This window comes from Streptomyces sp. NPDC047981 (assembly GCF_040653315.1).
Lineage (GTDB): Bacteria > Actinomycetota > Actinomycetes > Streptomycetales > Streptomycetaceae > Streptomyces.
In genome coordinates this window covers 1-21,799 of the sequence record NZ_JBEZNQ010000064.1, presented here as the reverse complement: position 1 = coordinate 21,799, position 21,799 = coordinate 1, and the positions used below count along the sequence as shown (strand labels likewise).

Below are 21,799 nucleotides of genomic sequence, written 5' to 3'. Positions count from 1 at the left end.
GTGGTCAGTGGCCGTACCCCAGGGGTTGCGGCGCCCCACGCGCGCGTACCCCGGCAGTTGCGCCCACGCGCGCGTGCCCCCTAGGGGACACGGGCCCTCAGCCCGTGCCCCCTAGAGGACGCGGGCCCTCAGCCCGTGCTCCTTGGGAAACGAGGGCTCTCAGCCCATCCAGCCGGGCGTGATCATCCCCGACTCGTAGGCCAGGATCACCAGCTGCGCCCGGTCCCGCACATCCAGCTTGGTCATGATCCGGCTGACGTGGGTCTTCGCGGTCGCGGGAGAGAGCACCAGGCGCTGGGCGATCTCGTCGTTGGAGAGCCCCGCCCCCACGAGGCCCATCACCTCGCGCTCCCGCTCGGTGAGGGCGTTCAGGCGCGGGCTCGGATCCGGCTGCTTGGAGCGGCCGGCGAACTCCGCGATCAGCCTGCGGGTCACGGCCGGGGCGATCAGCGCGTCGCCGCGGGCCACCACCCGTACCCCGTGCAGCAGTTCCATCGGCTCGGTGTCCTTGACGAGGAAGCCGCTCGCCCCGGCGCGCAGCGCGCCGTACACGTGGTCGTCGACGTCGAAAGTGGTCAGGATGACCACCCGGACGCCTTCCAGGCGGGCGTCGGAGGTGATCCTGCGGGTGGCCTCCAGGCCGTCGAGGACAGGCATCCTGATGTCCATCAGGACCACGTCCGGGCGCAGTTCGCGGGCGAGCACGATCGCCTGCTCGCCGTCCCCGGCCTCCCCGACCACCTCGATGTCGTCCTCGTCGGCCAGGATCGACCGGAAGCCGGCCCGGACCAGGGTCTGGTCGTCGGCGAGTACGACGCGGATCATCGGGGGTCCCCCTCGGACGTGGTGGTCGTGGACGCGGGTGCGCCGAGCGGCAGCCGGGCGTCCACCCGGAAGCCCTCGGCGGTGCTGTGCGCGGTCAGTTCGCCGCCGAAGGCCCGGGCCCGCTCCGCCATGCCCCGGATGCCGCTGCCCAGCGGCAGCTCCTCGGGCGCCCCCTCGCCGTCGTCCTCGATGCGCAACCGCAGCTCGTCGGCGCGCCAGTCGAGGGCGATCGTGGCGGTACGGGCACCGGAGTGCCGGGTCACGTTCGTCAGCGACTCCTGGACGATCCGGTACGCGGCGAGGTCCACCGGCGGCGCCAGCGGTACGGGAGTGCCCGTCAGCTCCGTGCGGACGTCGAGGCCCGTGCTCCTGGCCCGCTCGACCAGCTCCCCGAGCAGGGCGAGCCCGGACGTCGGGCCGGTCGGCGCGGCCTCGTCGGCCTGGCGGAGCACCCCGAGCGTGGCGCGCAGCTCGCGCAGCGCGTCCTTGCTGGTGGCCTTCACCGCCTCCAGCGCCTCCTCGGCGGAGGCCAACGCGATCTCGGGCTCCGGCTTCTTGCTCAGCCGGTGGAGCACCGCCCCGGACTGCACGTTGATCAGCGAGATGCTGTGGCCGAGCACATCGTGCAGCTCCCGGGCGATCCGCAGCCGCTCCTCGGTGGCGCTCTGCCGTGCGCGCGCCTCCTGCTCGCGCTCGGCGGCCAGCGCCCGCTGCTCCACTTCGTGGAGATAGGCGATCCGGGTCCGCTGGGCGCGGCCGACGGCGACGAGGCTGATCAGCCAGCCGGACAGCATCGCGAGCGAGGTGTCGTCGATCTGCCGATGCCCGCTCTCCTGCCGGAGTTCGCCGAGGCCGACGGCGAGCAGGGTGACGGCGGCCAGCGCGACCGCGGCGACGAACCGACCCTCCGCGGCCGTCGTGTAGAGCGCGAGAGCGAAGGAGATCATCAGCGGCCCGTCCTGCGCCGACACCGGGTAGTAGCCGACGCAGGCGAGCAGGGTGACGACGGCCACGGCGACGGGAGCCCGCCTCCGGAAGGCGAGCGCCCCGCAGCCGACCGCGATCAGCGCCCAGGCGACGACCGTCCTGGCCACCGGCTCGTCCACGTTCCGCGCGGACAGGAGCGTCCAGACGGTCACGACGAGGGTGACGACCAGGGCCACGACGGCATCGGCGGTCCGCGGGGGCATGCCGCCGCCACGGACGCGGAAGGGGAGGGCCATGTCAGGAAGGATAGGCGGGTGCGGCGGGGGGCCGTTCAGACGCGTCGACGCTCCTCACGCGCGCGCATCAGCTCCTCGACCGCGGTCGGCAGGGTCGTGTCGAAGTCGATCAGCTTCGCCCACGTCGGGGTCACGACGATCCGGACCATGCCGTCGGTGTAGAGCGAACGGACCTCGGCCTCCCAGACGACCCGCTGCTCGGGCGTCATCACGTACGAGCTGTTCGCCTGGAGGTACTCGTCCGGGATGCCGTCGACGGCGTCCAGCGCGGCCCGGCCGCGGATGAGCAGGATCTTCGGCGGGTGGACCTCGGTGTCGATGGTCAGGGCCACCGCCGGGTTGACGCGCAGGGCCGCCAGCTTGGGTGCGTTGGGCGGGGTGCACATGACGACTTCCGCGCCGTTCCAGGCGAAGCCGATCGGAATCGCCCGGGGAGTGCCGTCCTCGGCGACGTACGCCAGCCGGGTCACGTCGCGGGCCAGCAGCTCTCGGCTGATCGGACGGTTCAGGACCTCGGTGATCTCACTCGGCTGCACGGTCGGACCCACCTTCCTGGGCGTTGCGCCGGTCCCCCGGCAGTCCCGCAGCAGCCCCCCAGCGGTCCCTCCAGCTTAGGAGGGCCGACCCGCGTGGTGCGCTTGACACCAAAATCGAACATCCATTCTTATGGGATTCCGGCCCTTGGTATCGCGGGGTTGTGGGCGAGTTATCCACAGGTCGGAGGGACGCCGGGGCCCATTGTCAGTGGCAGGGGTTAGCGTCTTTCACATGAAGCGATCGACTCAAGCAAACCGGGTGGAACCCATGGCAGGTACCGACCGCGAGAAGGCTCTCGACGCCGCGCTCGCGCAGATTGAACGGCAATTCGGCAAGGGTGCCGTGATGCGCATGGGCGACCGCACCCAGGAGCCGATCGAGGTGATCTCCACCGGCTCGACCGCCCTCGACGTCGCGCTCGGCGTCGGCGGCCTGCCCCGCGGCCGTGTCGTGGAGATCTACGGCCCGGAGTCCTCCGGTAAGACGACCCTGACCCTGCACGCCGTGGCCAACGCGCAGAAGGCCGGCGGTCAGGTCGCCTTCGTGGACGCCGAGCACGCCCTCGACCCCGAGTACGCCAAGAAGCTCGGCGTCGACATCGACAACCTCATCCTGTCCCAGCCGGACAACGGTGAGCAGGCCCTCGAGATCGTCGACATGCTGGTCCGCTCCGGCGCCCTCGACCTGATCGTCATCGACTCCGTCGCCGCGCTCGTCCCGCGCGCGGAGATCGAGGGCGAGATGGGCGACTCGCACGTGGGTCTCCAGGCCCGACTGATGAGCCAGGCCCTCCGGAAGATCACCAGCGCGCTCAACCAGTCCAAGACCACCGCGATCTTCATCAACCAGCTCCGCGAGAAGATCGGTGTCATGTTCGGCTCGCCGGAGACCACGACCGGTGGCCGCGCCCTGAAGTTCTACGCCTCGGTGCGTCTCGACATCCGCCGTATCGAGACCCTCAAGGACGGCACCGACGCCGTCGGCAACCGCACGCGCGTCAAGGTCGTCAAGAACAAGGTCGCGCCGCCCTTCAAGCAGGCCGAGTTCGACATCCTCTACGGCCAGGGCATCAGCCGTGAGGGCGGCCTGATCGACATGGGCGTGGAGCACGGCTTCGTCCGCAAGGCCGGTGCCTGGTACACGTACGAGGGCGACCAGCTCGGCCAGGGCAAGGAGAACGCCCGCAACTTCCTGAAGGACAACCCCGACCTCGCCAACGAGATCGAGCGGAAGATCAAGGAGAAGCTGGGCGTCGGCGTCCGGCCGGGTGCCGCTCCGGCCGAGGAGACCGCGGACGGCGCGGAGGCGGCTGCCGCCACCGCGACGGACGACACGGCCAAGACCGCCCCGGCGGCCAAGGCCACCAAGGCGACCAAGGCCCCGGCGGCCAAGAGCTGAGCCAGTGACCGGTCGCACCGAATGGCCGGGCGACAGCCCCGACTCGTCGAGGGCCGAGAAGGAGCTGTCGCCCCAGGATCCGGCTGAGCGGGCGCGGGCCATCTGCCTGCGCCTGCTCACCGGGACCCCCCGTACGCGCAAACAACTCGCCGACGCCCTGCGCAAGCGTGAGATCCCCGACGAGGTCGCCGAAGAGGTCCTCTCCCGCTTCGAGGACGTCGGGCTGATCGACGACGCCGCCTTCGCCGACGCCTGGGTGGAGTCCCGGCACCACGGGCGAGGACTCGCCCGCCGGGCTCTCGCGCGCGAACTGCGCACCAAGGGCGTCGACCCCTCCCTCATCCAGGACGCCGTGGGTCAACTGGACTCCGAGCAGGAGGAGATCACGGCCCGCGAGCTCGTCGACCGCAAGCTCCGCGCCACCCGGGGCCTCGACCGGGACCGCCGGCTGCGCCGCCTCGCGGGGATGCTCGCCCGCAAGGGCTACCCCGAGGGCATGGCCCTCAGAGTCGTCCGCCAGGCCCTGGAGGCCGAGGGCGAGGACACGGAGGGCCTCGACGAGCCCTTCTGACCCCGGGGCACGGGGACCCGGGCACAGGGCCCCGGGGATCCGGCGGTCCCGGGCCCGAACCGCTACGCGGGCGTTCCCGGTGGGCCCGGTGGCAGGACCGGCAGGCCGGCCTCCTTCCAGGCCTGGAAGCCGCCGATCACGTCCGTCGCCCGGTGGAGCCCCAACTGCCGCAGGGACGCCACCGCCAGCGAGGACGCGTACCCCTCGTTGCAGAAGACCACCACCCGCAGGTCGTGGCTGTCCGCCTCCGGGGCCCGGTGGCTGCCCCACGGGTCGAGCCGCCACTCCAGCTCGTTGCGCTCCACGATCAGCGCGCCGGGAATCAGCCCGTCCCGCGCGCGCAGCGCCGCGTACCGGGTGTCGACCAGCAGCGCGTCACCCGCCTCGTACGCCTCGTGGGCCGCCCGGGCCTCGATCCGGTCGATCTCCGACCTGACCCGCTCCAACAGCTCGTCGATCCCGACCGGCTCGGCCACCCGCTCCCGCTCGGCCACCCGCTCCTGCTCGGGCACCCGCGCGCCCGCGCCCTCGCCCGCCAGTCGCTCCCGGCGCTCCACCCGCTCACTCACTGCCAGTCCTCCGGACGCTCGACCTGCTCAAGACGGAGCACCGCGCCCGACCGGCTGAAACGCCGGATCAACGGGAGCGGCGGATAGTACGCGTGGACCGAGACGGCGTGCGCGTCGGCGGAGTCGTTGAGCACCTCGTGCACGTGGTGCTGCCCGAACGCGCGCCCCTTGCCCGCCGGCAGGCGCCGCGCCCGGTCGACACCGTCGGCCAGCTCCAGGGTCTTCCAGCCGCCGGCCGGCAGGCGTACCGCGAGGGAGCTCTCCCGCAGCGCGCCGCGCGCCGTGGTGAACGCGCCGTGCGACTCGGCGTGGTCGTGCCAGCCGGTGCCCGTGCCGGGCGGCCAGCCGATCAGCCAGGCCTCGCTGCCACCGGGGCCGTCGAGCCGCACCCACGTACGGCCCTCGGGATCGAGGGGGAGGGAGTCGATCAGCGCGTCGTCCGCGGCCGTCCGACGGACGAAGTCCAGCAGATCGGCCGCCGTCGGCGCCACCGAGGCGGGCGGGCCGACGGGGCGCGAGGAGGCGACGGAGGGCGAGGGTACGGCGGGGGAGGGGAGGGCGGGCTGGGGCACGGAGAACCGTCCTGGAAGTTCGCGGGAGAGCCGCGCGACGGGCCACGCCGACATCGGTCGGCGGCCGGGAGCGCGCGAGGGAAGGGCGAATTCAGCAGGACGGGCGACACACGCAGCCCGCGAAACGGAGGAGATCCATATGGACCCTCCGCCACAGGCGCACATCGGTGTCGGTCACGCTCCGGAGTACACCATGTGCGCCCGCGAGGGTCAATTGATGTCCGCGGTACGGTCGCTCGGCGTGGACCCCCGCGTGATCGCCTTCCGCTCGTCCCCGCTCGCCGAGGGCTCCGCCTTGCCGCCCCGGGTCGCGTCAGCCGCCGCGTACAGCTCGTCCGGCCTGACCCCCGGGAACGAGGCGACCAGGTGCCCGTCGGGGCGCACCAGCAGGACGGTGTGGGCGACCGCGCCCGGGTACGCCTCCGTCACCAGCAGTTCGGCCTTCACCGGCAGCGCCCGAACCGCCTCGGCGAGCCGCGGCATCACGCCCGCGCTCATCCAGTGCCGCCGGTCCCACACCCCTGTCCCGGGGGCGACGAGCACCACCAGGAGCCGCCCCCGGCCGAGCCGGTCCCGGAGCCGCACGGTCGTGCCGTCCGGCGCCGTCACCCGGACGTCCTCGACCGGCGCGCCCGCCCCTGTGCCCACTCCGCTCCGTGACGCTCCGGCGTCCTGGGGCGCGAGGGGGGAGTGCGGGTACGCGGGGGGCGCCCCCAGCGGGCCGCGCCCGAGGTGACCGTCCGTCAACAACACGTCGTGACTGCGCGACCCGCCGGGCAGGTACGTCCGCAGCCCTCCGCCGCCCCGGAGCACCGGAAGCGACTGGTCGGCGGCCCGCAGCCGGGAGGCGACGGCGGCCCGCCGTTCGCTCTGGTAGCTGTCGAGCAGCGTGTCGGAGGCCCCGTGGTGCCAGGCGTACGCGAGCTTCCAGGCCAGGTTGTCGGCGTCCCGCAGCCCCTCGTCGAGGCCCTGCGTGCCCACCGCGCCCAGCAGATGCGCCGCGTCGCCCGCCAGGAACACCCGGTCCACGCGCCAGCGCCGCGCGAGCCGGTGATGCAGGGTGTGGACACCGGTGTCGATCAACTCGTACGGCGGAGTCACCCCACCGCACCAGCCGGCCAGGGTGTCACGGATCTTGGTGACCAGCGCGTCCGGGGTGACGAGGTCGCCGCGGGCCGGCAGGAGCCAGTCGATCCGCCAGACACCGTCCGGCAGCGGACGGGCCGTGACCTCCTCGCCGCCGCCCCGCCACGGTGGCTGACGGTGCAACAGGGCCTCGCCGGGCCAGGGCAGTTCGGTGCGCAGGGCGGCCACCGCGTGCCGCTCCACCGCCGTGCGCCCGGGGAAGCGGATCGAGAGCAGCTTGCGGACCGTGGAGCGGGCTCCGTCGCAGCCGACCAGATGGCTGCCCCGCCACCAGGTGCCGCTCTCGCCGGTCCCCGGGCCGCGCGTGTGCGCCGTGACGCCGCGCGCGTCCTGCTCGATGGTGTCGAGGCGGGCGTCCGCGACGAGCTGGATCAGCTCCTGGCCGGCGATCGCCGCGCGCAGACCGCGCGCGAGGGCGTGCTGCGGGATGTGCAGCGGAGCCGCGGGGCCTTCGGCGTCACCCTCCGTGTCGCCGAGCCCGAGACTGAGTTCGATGTGCCGCATCTGTTGCTTGCGTCGCACGGATCGCCAGCCGACCCACCGGACCCCCTCGTCACGCAGCGTGGCGCAGCCGAGGCGTTCGACCATCGCGGCCATGTCCGCGCGCAGCACGACCGTGCGGGCCGGGCGCGGATCCTCCTTGCCGGGCCCCTCGTCCAGGACGACGCTGGGTACTCCCTGCGAGGCCAGGGCAAGGGAGAGCGCGAGGCCCACGGGCCCCGCGCCGACGATGATCACCGGGTCCACGGCGCGGCTCCTGAAGGCCGTTCGGTCATGCGGGTAGCACAGCGAAGTGTGGCGCGAGCCCGGTGCGTGATCACAGAACGTATGCAACCCATTGCGGGTGCTTGCGTCAAGCGACGGGGGCAGCGGCGCGACCGCCACTGCCCCCGGATGATGTCACATACTGTCAGTTCTTCGAGATGCCGGGCCCGTCGGGGCCGTCGAACCCGCCGCCTGCCGTGTTGCCGAAGGCCTGCCCGGGATCGGCCGCGAGCACGACCTCCTTGGCCGCGGTGTCCGACGCGAGGACGCCCGTCTTGGACCGGCGGCCCCGCTTCTCGATCCACGTGGCGAGCGCGGAGAGCGCCAGGCACAGCGCGATGTAGATGGCGCCGAAGACCACGATCGTGGAGACGTACGGGTACTGGCCGTTGACCTGCGTGTTGGAGGCGATCAGCCGGGCCGAGTACAGCAGCTCGGGGTAGAGGATCACGAAGCCGAGCGAGGTGTCCTTCAGGGTGACCACCAGCTGGCTGATGATCGTCGGCAGCATCGCCCGGACGGCCTGCGGCAGCAGGACCGTCGTCATGACCTGCGTCTTGCTCATGCCCAGGGCGTAGGCGGCCTCGCGCTGCCCCTTCGGCACGGCGTTGACGCCGGCGCGCAGTACCTCGGCCTGGACGCAGCCGTTGTAGATCGACAGACCGATGGCCAGCGCCCACATCGAGTAGTCGACCAGGAAGGCGACCCACACGGCGTAGATGGTGATGAGCAGCGGGATCGAGCGGAAGATCTCGATGAAGCCGGTGGCCACCACCCGGACGGGCGTGTGGTCGGAGAGCCGGGCGACGGCGAGCAGCACGCCGAGGACGAGCGAGCCGACGGCCGCGAGGCCGAACGCCTTCAGGGTGGCGAGCAGCGCGTCGGCGATGTTCTGCCGGATGCCCGCGTAGTTGAAGATGTCCCACATCGCGGGGTCGAAGTGACCCTTGTCGGCCAGCCGCACCACGCTCACGGCGAGCAGCGCGAGGATGGCGAGGGTGCCGACGACCGCGTAGATCCGGTTGCGGACGCGTGCCTTGGGGCCGGGGGTGTCGAAGAGAACGCTGGCACTCATCGGGCGACCTCCATGCGGCGCTCAAGGAGACGGAAGATCCCGCTGATGGTGAAGGTGACGACCAGGTACGCGGCGGCCACCCAGGCGAAGATCGGGCCGATGGCGTAGCCCTGCTCGCTCATCAGTGTCTGCCAGCCGAAGAGTTCGGTGACGCTGAAGGCGCCCGCGATGGCCGAGTTCTTGGTGAGCGCGATGAAGATCGAACTCAGCGGCGGCAGTACGGTCCGGGTGGCCTGCGGCAGCACGATCATCCGCAGCGTCTGCGAGAACGTCATGCCGAGCGAACGGGCCGCCTCCGCCTGGCCGATCGGGACCGTGCTGATGCCGGAGCGGACCGCCTCGCAGACGAACGCCGAGGTGTAGAAACCGAGCGCGAGCGAGCCGAGAACGAAGGGGCTCATACCCGGGAACAGGATCTCCGGGACGACGAAGAACGAGACGAGGAAGAGCAGCGTCAGCGGGGTGTTGCGCAGCAGCGTGACCCAGGCGGTGCCGAAGGCGCGCAGGGGCGGGACGGGCGAGACCCGGAAGCCGGCGACGACGATGCCGAGGAGCAGCGCGATGACCGAGCTGACGGCGGTGATCGACACGGTTCCTATGAAGCCGTCGCGGAACTCCGGGAAATGGTCGAGCAGTACGTTCATGAGGTCTCCGCGTCTGCGGTATCAGCGGCTTACGGGCAGGGTGAGCGGCGCCCCGTACTGCGTACTCCCGTACGGGGCGCTCGACTTCGAGAGGATCAGTAGCGGACGAGCGCCGGCGGCTCGACGTACGAGGAGCCGGACAGACCCAGCGTCGCCTCGTAGATCTTCTTGTACGTGCCGTCCTTGATGTTCTTCTCGAGGATGTCGCTGATCTTGTCGCGCAGGACCTTGTCGTCCTTGTTCAGGCCGACGCCGTAGGGCTCCTCGGTGAACGGCTTGCCGACGACCTTGAGCTTGCCCTTGTTGGCGGCCGCGTAGCCCTTGAGGATCGCGTCGTCGGTGGTGACGGCGTCGACCTGCTTGGTGAGCAGCTGCTGCACGCAGTCCGAGTACTTCGCCAGCTCGGTGGTCTGGGCGCCGTACTGCGGCTTCTTGATCTCCTGCAGCGGGGTGGAGCCCGTGATGGAGCAGACCTTCTTGCCCTTGAGGGTCTCCGGACCGGTGATCGCGGTCTCGTCCTTGCGGACCAGGAGGTCGGCGCCGGCCTTGTAGTACGGACCCGCGAAGCTGACCTGCGCCTTACGCTTGTCGTTGATCGTGTACGTACCGACGTAGTAGTCGACCTGGCCCGTGGAGATCGCCGTCTCACGGAGCTTGGAGTCGACCGTCTTCCACTCGATCTTGTCCTCGGTGAAACCGAGCTCCGCCGCGATCATCTTGGCGATCTCGATGTCGAAGCCGGACCGCTCCTTGGTGGCCTGGTCCTCGAAGCCGAGGTACGGCTGGTCGGCCTTGGAGCCGATGACCAGCTTGCCGCGCTTCTGCGCCTCCTTGAAGCTCGGCGATTCCAGCTTCACGTCGGTGGCGACGATGTACTTGGGGAGCTGCGGCGCGGTCGCGTCGCCGGGCTTCACGGCGGGCTTGTCGCCGGCCGAGCCCTCCTTGCCACCACAGGCGGCGGTCGCGGTCAGAGCGAGTACGGCGACGGCCAGAGCCGCGGACTTGCGGAGCTTCATGGTGAACATCCCTTGATTCGTGGGTTGTTGATCGGCAGGTTGAAGCATGGGGCTGACCGCCGTCAGTGGTGCAGGATTTTCGAAAGGAAGTCCTTCGCGCGGTCGCTCCGCGGGTTGCTGAAGAACTCGTCCGGCGTGGCCTGTTCGACGATCTTGCCGTCCGCCATGAAGACCACGCGGTTGGCGGCGGAGCGTGCGAAGCCCATCTCGTGGGTGACCACGACCATGGTCATGCCGTCCCGCGCCAGCTGCTGCATGACCTCGAGAACCTCGTTGATCATCTCGGGGTCGAGCGCAGAGGTCGGCTCGTCGAAGAGCATGACCTTGGGGTCCATCGCCAACGCCCGCGCGATCGCGACACGTTGCTGCTGACCGCCGGACAGCTGCGCCGGGTACTTGTCCGCCTGGGTGCCGACACCCACACGGTCGAGCAGTGCGCGGGCCTTGGCCTCGGCGGTTGCCTTGTCCGTCTTGCGGACCTTGACCTGGCCCAGCATCACGTTCTCGAGCACCGTCTTGTGCGCGAACAGATTGAAGGACTGGAAGACCATGCCGACGTCGGCGCGCAGCCCGGCCAGTTCCCTGCCCTCCTGGGGCAGTGGCCGGTTGTCGATCGTGATGGCGCCGGAGTCGATCGTCTCCAGGCGGTTGATGGTGCGGCACAGTGTGGACTTGCCGGAACCCGAAGGCCCGATCACGACCACGACCTCGCCTCGGGCGATGGTCAGGTCGATGTCCTGGAGCACATGCAGCGCGCCGAAGTGCTTGTTCACGTTGGACAGCACGACCAGGTCGCCCGCCGCCGGTATGGCGTCTTCCGAGCCCTTGGTCACTGACACTCCGCTCATCGGCTCTAGCTCCGTCCTCCTCGGTTGGGGAGGACACTAGACAGGCCGCAGGATGACCGTCATCACATCTGAGCGGAAATTGAGGATAACGAAAAGGCCTCGGCCGGACACGCTGCGTGAAGAGCCTGCCCGGTGGCGTACCGGCTCCATAACGGAAACCCCTGCGTAACAGGGGGACACTTGACTGTGACGGCGACCATCGGCGTTCATGCCTTGGTACACACATAGCCATACGGATCGCCTAGCCGGGCGATTGCCATCAGGAGATGGCACACCTGAGATCACCGAGCCACCGGAGGGGGCCATGAGACTCCTGCTCGTCGAGGACGACGACCACGTGGCAGCGGCCCTGTCCGCCGTACTCGCGAAGCACGGCTTCTCGGTCACGCATGCCCGGAACGGCGAGGAGGCCCTCCAGGCCGTGCTGCCCGCCGCGCACGGCGAGCGCCCTTCCTTCGGGGTGATCCTGCTCGATCTCGGACTGCCCGACCAGGACGGCTACCAGGTCTGCGGCCGGATCCGTAAGCTCACCGCCACCCCGGTGATCATGGTGACGGCGCGCTCCGACGTACGGTCCCGGATACACGGCCTCAACCTCGGGGCCGACGACTACGTCGTCAAGCCGTACGACACCGGGGAACTGCTCGCCCGGATCCACGCCGTCAGCCGGCGCACGACCACGGGCGACGAGACCGGCCCGGCCGGTGACGACACCGCGCTGCGGCTCGGCTCGGTCGTCATCGAGCTGCCCACCCGCCGGGTCAGCGTCGACGGCGCGGCCGTGCCGCTCACCCGCAAGGAGTTCGACCTGCTGGCCCTGCTCGCCCAGCGGCCCGGTGTGGTCTTCCGCCGCGAGCAGATCATCAGCGAGGTCTGGCGCACCAACTGGGAAGGGACCGGACGCACCCTCGAGGTGCACGTGGCCTCGCTCCGTTCCAAGCTGGCCATGCCCGCCCTGATCGAAACCGTGCGCGGTGTCGGTTACCGTCTGGTCGCCCCTGCCGCCTAGCCGTCCGGGTCCTTCGTGCGCACACGCCTCCTTCCGCTCCTCCTCGTCCTGATGGCCGGGGTGCTCCTCGCCCTCGGCTTCCCGCTCGCCGCCAGCCTCGCCGCGGCCGAGCAGCAGCGCGTGGTCGTCGACCGGCTCGACGACGCGGCCCGCTTCGCCGCGCTCGCCCAGTTCGTCAACGAGTCCGAACCCTTCGTCGACGAGCGCCGGACCACGCTCCGCGGTGAACTCGCCAGCTACCACGACGTCTACGGCATCCGTACGGGCGTCTTCTTCCGCGACAACCGGGCGATGGCCGCCGCGCCCGAGGACTGGGTCGTCCCCTACGAGGGCGAGGGGCGCCGCGCCTTCAACGAGTCGCTGCTCGGGCGGCGCAGCCACGACCCGCCCCAGGTGTGGCCGTGGCAGCCGGACGCCCGGCTCACGGTCGCCTCGCCGGTCGTACGGGACGGTGACGTCATCGCCGTCGTCGTGACCGACTCGCCCACCGGGCAGCTGCGCTCGCGCATCCTGAGCGGCTGGCTGATCATCGCGGCCGGGGAGTTCGCGGCGATGCTGGTCGCCGTCGGCGCGGCCTTCCGGCTCACCGGCTGGGTGCTGCGGCCGGTCCGTGTCCTGGACGCGGTCACCCACGACATCGCCACCGGGCGGATGAAGTCCCGGGTCGCCGCGGCCGGAGGACCGCCCGAACTGCGCCGGCTGGCCCGCTCGTTCAACGAGATGGCCGACAACGTCGAGGACGTCCTGGAACAGCAGCGGGCCTTCGTGGCGGACGCCTCGCACCAGTTGCGCAACCCGCTCTCGGCGCTGCTGCTCCGCATCGAGCTGCTCGCCCTCGAACTCCCCGAGGGCAACGAGGAGATCGCCTCCGTCAGAACCGAGGGCAAGCGCCTCGCGCAGGTCCTCGACGACCTGCTGGACCTCGCGCTCGCCGAGCACGCCGCCGCGGACCTGCGCCTCACCGACATCGGCGCGCTCGTGACCGAGCGGATCGCCGCGTGGCGACCGCTCGCCGACGAGCAGGGCGTACGGCTCCGGGGCGATCGGCGGGCGGTGACGGCCTGGGCGGACCCGGTGGCGCTCTCCAGCGCGCTGGACGCGGTGATCGACAACGCGCTGAAGTTCACCCCGGAGGGCGAGGAGGTCACGGTCGCCGTGGCCTCCGAGGGCGAGCGCTGCACGATCGTCGTGGCGGACCTGGGGCCTGGGCTCACGGAGGAGGAGCTCGACCGGGTCGGCGACCGTTTCTGGCGCAGCAACCGCCACCAGAACATCAAGGGCTCGGGGCTCGGTCTGTCGATCTCCCGGGTCCTGCTCGCGGCGGGAGGCGGCTCGATCGCCTACGCGCCGAACGAGCCGCACGGGCTGCGCGTGACGCTCACGGTGCCGAGGACGGGGCCGCAGGGGCGGTAGGGGTGCTGGCTTCGGGCGCAGGCTCGGGGCCTTGGGTCCAGGGCCGGGGGCCCTGGACCCGGGCTTCAGGGGCCTACGGCTTCGTCGGGAGGAGTGGTTTCATCCGGCGCCACGGCTTCGTCGGGAGCTACGGCTTCACCGAGCGGTAGTAGCGGCGGGCGCCCTCGTGGAGGGACAGCGGCTCGGTGTAGATCGCGGTGCGGAGGTCGACTAGCTGGGCCGAGTGGACCCGGCGGCCGATCCCGTCCCGGCTTCTGATCACCGTACGGGTGAAACCCTCCACCAGCGCCGTATCCGCCGAGTCGGTCGTCACCAGCAGGTTCGCCACGGCCAGCGTCTTCACCGGCTGCCCGTCCTGAGCCAGGGCGTAGGCGTCCGCGGGGATGACGGCGGACCGGTAGTGACGCGTCGCCTCGCCCATGTCGTGGACCTTGTCCACGAGGGCGGTGTCCAGCGGGACCAGCCGTACGGGCATGCGCTCGGAGAGGTCCTGGACGGCCTGGGTGGGCAGACCGCCCGACCAGAAGAAGGCGTCCAGCCGCCCGCTCTCCAGGAGGCCCGGCATGGTGTCGATGCCGGCCGAGACCGGCTCGACGTCGGATTTCGCGGTGAGACCGCCTGCCGCGAGGACCCGGTCCGCGATGAGCCGGACACCGGAGCCCTCCTGGCCGACGCCGACCCGCATCCCGCGCAGATCGGCCACCGATCGCACGGGCGAGTCCTTGCGGACGACGAGCTGGACGTAGTCGTCGTAGAGGCGGGCGCAGCCGCGCAGCCGGTCGTTGCCCGGCTTGAGGTCGCGCTGGTACTGGGCCACGGCGTCGGCGGTCGCCACGGTGAAATCCGCTTCGCCCGAGGCCAGGCGGGCGAGGTTCTGCTGGGATCCCTCGCTGTTCTTCAGCTGGACCGAAACGTCCGGCAGATCGGTGGCCAGGGCCTGCCGCAGCAGCTCGCCGTACCGCTGGTAGACGCCGGTGGGCACGCCCGTGCTGAACGTGACCCGTCCGCTCGGCGCCGGTGTACCGAAAGGAACCAGCCACCAGACCAGGAGTCCGCAGACCACCAGAACCGCCGCCGACGCCTGAAGAAGGCGGCGACGGGCGGAACGGGAGTACGAGGCGAGCATGGCGCGATCCTGCCAGCTCACTCCCCACCCTGGCCAGGCCGGGAGACGGTGGGCTGCTTCACGCGCGCGTGGAGGGCGGTCGGGTTCACGCGCGCGTGGAGGGCTCGGGCCGGGGCGTCACAGACCGGTCGCCTGGATCCGGGTGTCACAGACCGGTCGCCTGGGTGCGCAGCCACCCGAGCAGGGCGGCGATCCTTTCGTCCCGCTCGGGCGGCCGCAGGCTGAGCAGGTGGTAGCCGGTGCCGTCCTCGACCAGGCCGAAGGGCGCCACGAGCTGTCCGCTCACCAGATCGTCGTGGACCAGGGCGTAGGGACCGATGGCCATGCCGACGCCGGCCACGGCCGCCTGCAGCGCGAGATAGAAGTGCTCGAAGGTCTGCTCGCCGACGGGATCGACGCGGCGCCGCGTGATCCGCTGCCAGTCCGCCCACGCGCGAGGCCGCGTGCTGGTGTGCAGAATCGTCACACCAGAGACCCCGCTCCCGGCCGTGAGCCGCTCCGCCACGTCCGGCCGGCAGACCGGACCGATGCGTTCGAGGAAGAGGGGGGAGCGGGTCACGTCCGCCGGTACGGGAAAGTCGTCGCGGCGCAGGGCGACATCGACCGGGTCCCGGTCGAAGGCGACGGGGCCGCCGCCCGCCGACAGGTGCACGGTGAGGCCGGGCACCTGGGTGGTGAGGTCCGGCAGGCGCGGGATGAGCCAGCGCATGAGGAGCGTCGGCTCGCAGGACAGCGCGAGCGGGCCCCCGATCGCACGCCCCGAGACCTCTCGTGCGGCCGTGTCGACCTGGTCGAGCGCGTCCCGGACGGCGGCGGCGAGACGACGGGCCTGAGGGGTCGGGCGCAGGGAGCGGGTCCCTCGCTCGAAGAGCGTGACGCCGAGCGACTTCTCCAGATTCTGGATCTGCCGGCTGACGGCGCCATGGGTCACGTGGAGTTCCTGCGCGGCCCGGGTCATGCTCGCGTGCCGCACGGTCGCCTCGAACGGGAGCAAGGTGTTCAGCGGGGGGAGATCGGGCCAGCGCATGCGTGAAATCTACTCACAGGTGGGGTGAGAAGGAATCGCTTGTCCAGCGGCTTTGCGAGCGCCAGGGTTGACGGCAGTGGCGGCGACCTCGAGAGGACGAGACATGCGGAAACCCCCGGCGGATCCCGTGCGGACCATCGCCGTGCTCGCGGACGACCTGACGAGCGCCGGCGATGGCGCGGCGCCCTTCCGTGGCGGGGGGCACCGGGCGAAGGTCCTGCTGCCCGAGGCCGTCGAACCGGGCGCGGCAGCCCTCGACGGCGTCGTGGCCGTGGACCTCGGGAGCCGACTGCTCGACGAGGCGTCGGCGGTGGCTCTCGCCGGGCGGTTCGCGGAGGCGTTCGCCGGTTCCGACCTGCTGATCAAGACCGTCGACTCGACGCTTCGGGGGCACGTGGCGGCCGAGGTCCGTGCCGCCCACGCCGGCTCGCGCCGACGGGCCGTCGTCGTCGCGCCCGCGTTCCCCGCCGAGGGCAGGACCACCGTCCGGGGGATCCAGTACGTCCATGGCGTGCCGGTGGACGAGACCGAGTTCGCCCGCGACCCGGTGCATCCCGTCCGGACCGCCGACCTGACCCGGCTGCTGCCCGAGGCGGAGGTTCTGGAACCGGAGCAGTTCGGGAAGTTGCCGGAACTGATCGACGGGGGAGGCGTGTTCGTGTGCTCGGCTGCGACCGACGCCGACCTCCGTCTCCTCGTGGACTCCGTGCCCCTGCCCGGTGACGTGCTCTGGGTCGGCTCCCCGGGCCTCGCCGCAGCGTTGGCCGGACACCACATCCCTGTCCGGTCCGCCCGTCCGCCCGAACCACCGATGGCACGGCGGCCGTTGGTCGTGGTGGGCAGCGCGAACCCGGCGACACGCCGCCAGCTGGACCGGCTGCGCACACGGACGGACGTGACCTCGGTGGAGGCCGCCGAGGCCCCGGCCGAGGGGCTGAGGACCCTGCGCCGGACCACCGCGCCCGTGCTCGTCGTGCACACCCCGGACGCACGTCGCGCGGACGCCAGCTCGCTGACCGTCGATCTCGCCCACTTCGTAAGGGAGTTGGTGGCGGACGAGCTGATCGACGGGCTGGTGCTCACCGGCGGGGAGACCGCGGTGGCCGCCCTCGAAGCCCTGGGCGCGGCCGGCATCGACCTCGTCGACGAGCCCGAACCGGGAGTCGCCCGAGGCGTGCTGGTCAGCCCACCCCACCTCCCCGTGCTGATCAAGGCGGGCGGCTTCGGTGACGACGGAATACTCGACAGGCTCCTTCGGCTGCTCATGGAGGGCAGCCCGATCGCGGAGAGTCTGCCGATCGCGGAGCGCGGGCCCTTCGCAGGACATGCGCCGATCGCGGAGGGTGGGCCGACGTCATGACGCCGCCCATCGCGCTCACCATGGGCGACCCGAACGGCATCGGCCCCGAGATCACGGTCAAGGCGTACGCCGACCCGAGGCGCCGACCTCCTGTCGTCGTCATCGGCGATCCGGCCGTGCTCGCCCGGGCCTGCCGGATCACGGCCACCGCACTCACCGTGCGACCGATCGCGTCCGTCGCGGACGCGGCCCACGAACCCGGCATCCTCGATGTCCTCGCCGAGGGCACGCTACCCGAGGACCTGCCGCTCGGCACGGTGGACGCCCGCGCCGGAGCCGCGTCGTTCGCGTATGTACGCCGAGGTGTGGAGCTCGCCCTCCGCGGCGAGGTCCGCGCCCTGACCACCGCCCCGATCAACAAGGAGGCGCTCGGTCTTGCCGGGCTGCCCTACCCCGGCCACACCGAGATCCTGGCCGATCTCTCGGGCACGAGCGACTACGCCATGATGATGGCCAACGACGACCTCCGGGTCGTCCTGGTCACCATCCACCAGTCGCTGCGCACCGCCATCGACTCCCTCACCACCGCCCGCGAGCTGGAGATCATCCGGCTGACCGACCGGACGCTCCGGGCCGGGCACACAGGGGGACGCTCGGGCGCCCCACGCCCCCGTATCGCCGTCGCCGCGGTCAACCCGCACGCGGGGGAGAACGGCCGCTTCGGGCGCGAGGACCTCGACATCGTGGCACCGGCCGTGCGGGCCGCCCGCAGCGAAGGCATCGACGCCAGCGGCCCCTGGCCCGCCGACACCGTGTTCATGCGCGCCCGCGCGGGCGAATTCGACGCGGTCGTGGCCCAGTACCACGACCAAGGGCTCATACCGGTCAAGTACCTGGGCCTGGAGCACGGCGTCAACATCACGATCGGCCTGCCGTTCGTGCGTACGAGCGTCGACCACGGTACGGCCTTCGACCTGGCGGGACAGGGCACCGCCGACCACACCAGCCTGCTCACCGCCCTGGCGCAGGCCGATGAGCTGGCCGTCGCACCGGAGCCGTCCGGCTCGTAGCCCGCGCCCGCCCCCGACAGGACCCCGTAGGCGGGTCCCCACAGGCAGGACCCCGCAGGGCGGGTCCGTGCAGGCGGGTCCGCTGGGGCAGGACCTCGCAGACCGCGCAGACCTTCGCACGCCCCCGAGACCATCGGCCCCCACCAGTTCGCGCGCCCCCCAAGACCACCACCCCCACCAGGAGGACCCCGTGGATTTCATCTTCATGCTCACCCGCGACGACAGGACCGTCACGGACTGTCTCGACGTCCTCGACACCGTCCGGGACCTCGGCGTCGTCCACATCGGCTTCAAGGACGTCGGGGTCGAGCCCGCCGTCCTCGACAGGCTCCACCGGCAGATCAAGGACATGGGCGCCACCAGCTACCTCGAGGTGGTCAGCACCACTCGTGAGGAGGCGCTCACCTCCGTCCGGCGCGCGGTCGACCTCGGCGTCGACCGCCTGATGGGCGGCACCTGGATCGACGAGACCCTGGAGCTCGTCGCGGGCACGTCCGTCGCGTACCTCCCCTTCGTGGGTGAACCGCTCGGCCACCCCACCCGCCTCGCAGGCGACCCCGACCGGATCTCGGACGACTGCCTCCGGGCCGAGGCCGCGGGTTGCGCCGGTGTCGACCTCCTCGCCTACCGGGCCACCGACGCGGACCCGCTCGACCTGGTCCGGGCCGCCCGAGCAGCCACCAGAGGCAGCCTGGTCGTGGCCGGCGGCATCTCCTCCACCGAGCGGATACGGGCGGTGGCGGCCGCCGGAGCCGACGCCTTCACCATCGGATCCGCCGCCTTCGACGGGTCCCTGCGGCCCCGTGCGGGCACCCTCGCCGCCCAGCTCGGCGCGGCCCTCGAAGCGGTCGCGAGCGTCCCGGCGCCGTCGCCCCGGCTCCACGGGGACGGGCAATCCCCGGCACCGCATACCCTTGTGCCATGACCAGCAGCGACCGGAGCCAGACAGTGGACGTCCAGCGAACCTACGAAGTGCGCACCTACGGGTGCCAGATGAACGTCCATGACTCCGAGCGGCTCTCCGGTCTGCTGGAGGACGCCGGCTACGTCCGAGCCCCCGAGGGCTCCGACGGTGACGCCGACGTCGTCGTCTTCAACACCTGCGCGGTCCGCGAGAACGCCGACAACAAGCTCTACGGCAACCTCGGCCGGCTCGCCCCCCGCAAGACCACGCGCCCGGGCATGCAGATCGCCGTCGGCGGCTGCCTCGCCCAGAAGGACCGCGACACCATCGTCGAGAAGGCTCCCTGGGTCGACGTCGTCTTCGGCACGCACAACATCGGCAAGCTGCCGGTCCTCCTGGAGCGCGCCCGCGTCCAGGAGGAGGCCCAGATCGAGATCGCCGAGTCGCTGGAGGCCTTCCCCTCCACGCTGCCCACGCGCCGCGAGTCCGCGTACGCCGCCTGGGTCTCGATCTCCGTCGGCTGCAACAACACCTGCACCTTCTGTATCGTCCCGGCGCTGCGCGGCAAGGAAGAGGACCGCCGCCCCGGCGACATCCTCGCCGAGATCGAGGCCCTGGTCGCCGAGGGCGTCTCGGAGATCACCCTGCTCGGCCAGAACGTCAACGCCTACGGCTCCGACCTGGGCGACCGCGAGGCCTTCTCCAAGCTGCTGCGCGCCTGCGGCCAGATCGAGGGCCTGGAGCGGGTCCGCTTCACCTCCCCGCATCCCCGCGACTTCACGGACGACGTCATCGCCGCGATGGCCGAGGCCCCGAACGTGATGCCGCAGCTCCACATGCCGCTCCAGTCCGGCTCGGACACGATCCTCAAGGCCATGCGCCGCTCGTACCGGCAGGAGCGTTTCCTCGGCATCATCGAGAAGGTCCGCGCCGCCATCCCGCACGCCGCGATCTCCACCGACATCATCGTGGGCTTCCCCGGCGAGACCGAGGAGGACTTCGAGCAGACCATGCACACGGTCCGTGAGGCGCGCTTCGCCAACGCCTTCACCTTCCAGTACTCCAAGCGGCCCGGGACCCCCGCCGCGGAGATGGACGGGCAGATCCCGAAGGAGGTCGTGCAGGCGCGCTACGAGCGTCTTGTCGCCCTGCAGGAGGAGATCTCCTGGGAGGAGAACAAGAAGCAGGTCGGCCGGACCCTCGAGGTCATGGTCGCCGAGGGCGAGGGCCGCAAGGACGGCGCCACTCACCGCCTCTCCGGCCGCGCCCCCGACAACCGGCTCGTCCACTTCACCAAGCCGGACCAGGAGGTCCGCCCGGGTGACGTGGTGACCGTCGAGATCAGCTACGCCGCGCCGCACCACCTGCTCGCCGAGGGCCCGACGACGGCGGTACGCCGCACCCGCGCCGGCGACGCCTGGGAGAAGCGCACCGCCGCAGCCGCCGCGAAGCCCGCGGGCGTGCTGCTCGGACTCCCCAAGATCGGTGTGCCGGACCCGCTCCCCGTGGCTTCGGCTCCCGCCTGCGGAAGCCACTGACATCCGGGGCGACTCCTGACATCCTCGGACATGCCGACAAGGGGCATGTTCGAGGAATCGGGGGCCGGCATGGGGAAGTGGATCGTCGTCGCACAGCGCGGGGCCGGCGGTGACACGTACCGCACCGAGGTGGTCCAGCGGATCACCGGCACGCGCGAGGACGCACAGGAAGCGCTGCGCGTCGCCACGCTGACCTATCACGAGCCGTGGCGCGAGAAGTCGCGTGAGGTGTACCGCCTCCCCAGCGGTGACAGCTACGTCGTGATCGTCAGAGGGCTGATGTCGGAGACGTACGTCGTGATGAGCATGGGCGAGCTGATCCACGACTCCGCCGACCCCGACGGCGCGCAGGCGGATCAGACCGGCGAGCCGCAGGACCGCGTCCCGCCGATGGAGTGGAGGCCGTCGCAGTAGGCTGCTGATCATGCTTGTCGCCGCAGCCGTCTGCCCCTGCCCTCCCTTGCTCGTGCCCGACGTGGCGGCCGGAGCCGCCGGTGAGCTCGACGCGGCCCGGACGGCCTGCGCCGACGCCCTCGGGCTGCTCGCCGCGTCCCGGCCCGACCGGCTCTTCGTCGTCGGACCCGCCGACGAAGGGGCGAGCGGGAGGTTTCCAGGCGGTTCGACCGGCGGCTTCGCGGGCTTCGGTGTCGACCTGTCCGTACGACTCGGTGCGGGGCCCGGCGGGGAGCGACCGCTGCCCGCCTCGCTCGCCGTCGGCGCGTGGCTCCTGCAGCGCGCCGACTGGGCCGACGCTCCCGTCGAAGGCCTCGGGATCGGTCAGCCACTGGAGGCCGACCGATGTGTCTCCACGGGCCGTGAGCTGGCCGCGGCCGCCGACCGCGTGGCTCTCCTCGTGATGGGCGACGGCAGTGCCTGCCGGACGCTCAAGGCCCCCGGCTACCTGGACGAGCGGGCCGCCGCCTTCGACGCGGAGGCCGCCCGGGCGCTGGGCGCGGCGGATGTGGAGGCCCTGCTCGCCCTCGACGAGGACCTCGCGCACGAGCTGAAGGTGGCAGGCCGGGCCCCTTGGCAGGTCCTCGCGGGCGCGGCGGAGGGGGCGGACCTCGACGGCAGGCTCCTCTACGAGGACGCCCCCTACGGCGTCGGCTACTTCGTGGCGACCTGGTCGTGACGACCCCCACGGGACAGGCGTGAGCAGAACGGCGGAGGCGGCGCGCGGCGGCCGGAAACAGAGGCGGAGCCCGCGCGGCGGGCCAGCGGGA

At 71.5% G+C, this 21,799-nt stretch carries 23 protein-coding genes; 10 read left to right on the top strand and 13 right to left on the bottom strand.

The genetic code is table 11. The annotated features are described in order from the left end of the window. Positions 1–159 precede the first annotated feature (159 nt). The 3 genes from AB0E14_RS29605 to AB0E14_RS29595 are packed head-to-tail and all read right to left on the bottom strand — an operon-like array spanning position 160 to position 2,584. Complete coding sequence (locus AB0E14_RS29605; protein ID WP_362424812.1) at positions 160–825, bottom strand: response regulator transcription factor; 666 nt, start codon at positions 823–825, stop codon at positions 160–162. Next, entirely contained in the window at positions 822–2,048 is a 1,227-nt protein-coding gene (locus tag AB0E14_RS29600) for a sensor histidine kinase (protein ID WP_362424809.1), read from the bottom strand. The genes AB0E14_RS29605 and AB0E14_RS29600 overlap by 4 nt, the downstream gene beginning before the upstream one ends. A 35-nt stretch (positions 2,049–2,083) precedes the next feature. Then, the gene (locus AB0E14_RS29595) at positions 2,084–2,584 is read right to left on the bottom strand and encodes a pyridoxamine 5'-phosphate oxidase family protein (RefSeq protein ID WP_362424806.1); all 501 of its coding nucleotides are present in this window, start codon (positions 2,582–2,584) and stop codon (positions 2,084–2,086) included. A gap of 259 nt (positions 2,585–2,843) precedes the next feature. Between AB0E14_RS29595 and recA the strand changes: the two genes are divergently transcribed. Together recA and recX are read left to right on the top strand one after the other, a co-directional pair. Then, a complete protein-coding gene (gene recA, locus AB0E14_RS29590) occupies positions 2,844–3,983 on the top strand; it encodes a recombinase RecA (protein WP_362424874.1) in 1,140 nt (379 codons plus the stop codon). Positions 3,984–3,987: 4 nt separating this feature from the next. Beyond that, complete coding sequence (recX, locus tag AB0E14_RS29585) at positions 3,988–4,554, top strand: recombination regulator RecX (protein ID WP_362012093.1); 567 nt, start codon at positions 3,988–3,990, stop codon at positions 4,552–4,554. 62 nt (positions 4,555–4,616) lie between these two features. On the opposite strand, the gene AB0E14_RS29580 is transcribed toward recX, so the two are convergent. The 8 genes from AB0E14_RS29580 to AB0E14_RS29545 form a co-directional block, all read right to left on the bottom strand. Further along, positions 4,617–5,030 carry a rhodanese-like domain-containing protein gene (locus tag AB0E14_RS29580; protein WP_362424871.1) on the bottom strand — a complete coding sequence of 138 codons (414 nt, stop codon included), beginning with the start codon at positions 5,028–5,030 and terminating at the stop codon, positions 4,617–4,619. A gap of 89 nt (positions 5,031–5,119) precedes the next feature. Further along, positions 5,120–5,695 (bottom strand): cysteine dioxygenase, encoded by a 576-nt coding sequence (locus tag AB0E14_RS29575; protein ID WP_362424802.1) that lies wholly within the window; start codon positions 5,693–5,695, stop codon positions 5,120–5,122. Between the two features lie 91 nt (positions 5,696–5,786). Then, positions 5,787–5,858, bottom strand: coding sequence for a putative leader peptide (locus tag AB0E14_RS29570; protein WP_315893453.1), 72 nt, complete (start codon positions 5,856–5,858; stop codon positions 5,787–5,789). 47 nt (positions 5,859–5,905) lie between these two features. Continuing rightward, a complete protein-coding gene (locus tag AB0E14_RS29565; protein WP_362424799.1) occupies positions 5,906–7,588 on the bottom strand; it encodes an FAD-dependent monooxygenase in 1,683 nt (560 codons plus the stop codon). A gap of 163 nt (positions 7,589–7,751) precedes the next feature. Next, the gene (locus AB0E14_RS29560) at positions 7,752–8,681 is read right to left on the bottom strand and encodes an amino acid ABC transporter permease (protein ID WP_362424796.1); all 930 of its coding nucleotides are present in this window, start codon (positions 8,679–8,681) and stop codon (positions 7,752–7,754) included. Beyond that, the gene (locus tag AB0E14_RS29555) at positions 8,678–9,325 is read right to left on the bottom strand and encodes an amino acid ABC transporter permease (protein ID WP_362424794.1); all 648 of its coding nucleotides are present in this window, start codon (positions 9,323–9,325) and stop codon (positions 8,678–8,680) included. The genes AB0E14_RS29560 and AB0E14_RS29555 overlap by 4 nt, the downstream gene beginning before the upstream one ends. Positions 9,326–9,420: 95 nt before the next feature. Beyond that, the gene (locus AB0E14_RS29550; RefSeq protein ID WP_362424790.1) at positions 9,421–10,341 is read right to left on the bottom strand and encodes a glutamate ABC transporter substrate-binding protein; all 921 of its coding nucleotides are present in this window, start codon (positions 10,339–10,341) and stop codon (positions 9,421–9,423) included. A 62-nt stretch (positions 10,342–10,403) separates the two neighbouring features. Next, positions 10,404–11,189 carry an amino acid ABC transporter ATP-binding protein gene (locus AB0E14_RS29545; protein WP_362424787.1) on the bottom strand — a complete coding sequence of 262 codons (786 nt, stop codon included), beginning with the start codon at positions 11,187–11,189 and terminating at the stop codon, positions 10,404–10,406. Positions 11,190–11,493: 304 nt separating this feature from the next. Here AB0E14_RS29545 and AB0E14_RS29540 point away from each other — a divergent pair, with 304 nt between their 5' ends. Further along, positions 11,494–12,198: a response regulator transcription factor gene (locus AB0E14_RS29540; protein ID WP_362424784.1), complete on the top strand. Its 705-nt coding sequence runs from the start codon at positions 11,494–11,496 to the stop codon at positions 12,196–12,198. Positions 12,199–12,213: 15 nt separating this feature from the next. Beyond that, on the top strand, positions 12,214–13,611 hold the full coding sequence (locus tag AB0E14_RS29535; protein WP_362424781.1) for a HAMP domain-containing sensor histidine kinase: 1,398 nt from the start codon (positions 12,214–12,216) through the stop codon (positions 13,609–13,611). A gap of 127 nt (positions 13,612–13,738) precedes the next feature. Here the strand turns inward: AB0E14_RS29535 and AB0E14_RS29530 are convergent, their stop codons facing one another. Further along, positions 13,739–14,737 (bottom strand): TAXI family TRAP transporter solute-binding subunit, encoded by a 999-nt coding sequence (locus AB0E14_RS29530; protein WP_362424867.1) that lies wholly within the window; start codon positions 14,735–14,737, stop codon positions 13,739–13,741. A 145-nt stretch (positions 14,738–14,882) separates the two neighbouring features. Next, positions 14,883–15,764: a LysR family transcriptional regulator gene (locus AB0E14_RS29525; RefSeq protein WP_362424779.1), complete on the bottom strand. Its 882-nt coding sequence runs from the start codon at positions 15,762–15,764 to the stop codon at positions 14,883–14,885. Between the two features lie 103 nt (positions 15,765–15,867). Between AB0E14_RS29525 and AB0E14_RS29520 the strand changes: the two genes are divergently transcribed. From AB0E14_RS29520 to AB0E14_RS29495, 6 genes are all read left to right on the top strand, one after another. Beyond that, on the top strand, positions 15,868–17,124 hold the full coding sequence (locus AB0E14_RS29520) for a four-carbon acid sugar kinase family protein (RefSeq protein ID WP_362424777.1): 1,257 nt from the start codon (positions 15,868–15,870) through the stop codon (positions 17,122–17,124). Further along, on the top strand, positions 17,121–18,134 hold the full coding sequence (pdxA, locus tag AB0E14_RS29515) for a 4-hydroxythreonine-4-phosphate dehydrogenase PdxA (RefSeq protein WP_362424773.1): 1,014 nt from the start codon (positions 17,121–17,123) through the stop codon (positions 18,132–18,134). Before AB0E14_RS29520 ends, pdxA begins: the two co-directional genes overlap by 4 nt. A 190-nt stretch (positions 18,135–18,324) precedes the next feature. Then, positions 18,325–19,059, top strand: coding sequence for a HisA/HisF-related TIM barrel protein (locus tag AB0E14_RS29510; RefSeq protein ID WP_362424770.1), 735 nt, complete (start codon positions 18,325–18,327; stop codon positions 19,057–19,059). Then, positions 19,056–20,576, top strand: a complete 1,521-nt coding sequence (gene miaB / locus AB0E14_RS29505) for a tRNA (N6-isopentenyl adenosine(37)-C2)-methylthiotransferase MiaB (RefSeq protein WP_362424767.1) — start codon at positions 19,056–19,058, stop codon at positions 20,574–20,576. The genes AB0E14_RS29510 and miaB overlap by 4 nt, the downstream gene beginning before the upstream one ends. Before the next feature lie 45 nt (positions 20,577–20,621). Next, positions 20,622–20,990, top strand: coding sequence for a hypothetical protein (locus AB0E14_RS29500; protein ID WP_362424764.1), 369 nt, complete (start codon positions 20,622–20,624; stop codon positions 20,988–20,990). Positions 20,991–21,000: 10 nt separating this feature from the next. Continuing rightward, positions 21,001–21,708, top strand: coding sequence for a class III extradiol dioxygenase subunit B-like domain-containing protein (locus AB0E14_RS29495; protein ID WP_362424761.1), 708 nt, complete (start codon positions 21,001–21,003; stop codon positions 21,706–21,708). Positions 21,709–21,799 lie beyond the last annotated feature (91 nt).

What these genes read in the sequence shown, in the direction of transcription:
- AB0E14_RS29495 (WP_362424761.1), top strand. Translation starts at nt 21,001, where the DNA reads ATGCTTGTCGCCGCAGCCGTCTGCCCCTGCCCTCCCTTGCTCGTGCCC.
- pdxA (WP_362424773.1), top strand. Translation starts at nt 17,121, where the DNA reads ATGACGCCGCCCATCGCGCTCACCATGGGCGACCCGAACGGCATCGGC.
- AB0E14_RS29550 (WP_362424790.1), bottom strand. Translation starts at nt 10,341, where the DNA reads ATGAAGCTCCGCAAGTCCGCGGCTCTGGCCGTCGCCGTACTCGCTCTG.
- AB0E14_RS29555 (WP_362424794.1), bottom strand. Translation starts at nt 9,325, where the DNA reads ATGAACGTACTGCTCGACCATTTCCCGGAGTTCCGCGACGGCTTCATA.
- AB0E14_RS29520 (WP_362424777.1), top strand. Translation starts at nt 15,868, where the DNA reads ATGCGGAAACCCCCGGCGGATCCCGTGCGGACCATCGCCGTGCTCGCG.
- AB0E14_RS29600 (WP_362424809.1), bottom strand. Translation starts at nt 2,048, where the DNA reads ATGGCCCTCCCCTTCCGCGTCCGTGGCGGCGGCATGCCCCCGCGGACC.
- AB0E14_RS29545 (WP_362424787.1), bottom strand. Translation starts at nt 11,189, where the DNA reads ATGAGCGGAGTGTCAGTGACCAAGGGCTCGGAAGACGCCATACCGGCG.
- AB0E14_RS29525 (WP_362424779.1), bottom strand. Translation starts at nt 15,764, where the DNA reads ATGCGCTGGCCCGATCTCCCCCCGCTGAACACCTTGCTCCCGTTCGAG.
- miaB (WP_362424767.1), top strand. Translation starts at nt 19,056, where the DNA reads ATGACCAGCAGCGACCGGAGCCAGACAGTGGACGTCCAGCGAACCTAC.
- AB0E14_RS29500 (WP_362424764.1), top strand. Translation starts at nt 20,622, where the DNA reads ATGTTCGAGGAATCGGGGGCCGGCATGGGGAAGTGGATCGTCGTCGCA.
- AB0E14_RS29560 (WP_362424796.1), bottom strand. Translation starts at nt 8,681, where the DNA reads ATGAGTGCCAGCGTTCTCTTCGACACCCCCGGCCCCAAGGCACGCGTC.
- AB0E14_RS29605 (WP_362424812.1), bottom strand. Translation starts at nt 825, where the DNA reads ATGATCCGCGTCGTACTCGCCGACGACCAGACCCTGGTCCGGGCCGGC.
- AB0E14_RS29530 (WP_362424867.1), bottom strand. Translation starts at nt 14,737, where the DNA reads ATGCTCGCCTCGTACTCCCGTTCCGCCCGTCGCCGCCTTCTTCAGGCG.
- AB0E14_RS29540 (WP_362424784.1), top strand. Translation starts at nt 11,494, where the DNA reads ATGAGACTCCTGCTCGTCGAGGACGACGACCACGTGGCAGCGGCCCTG.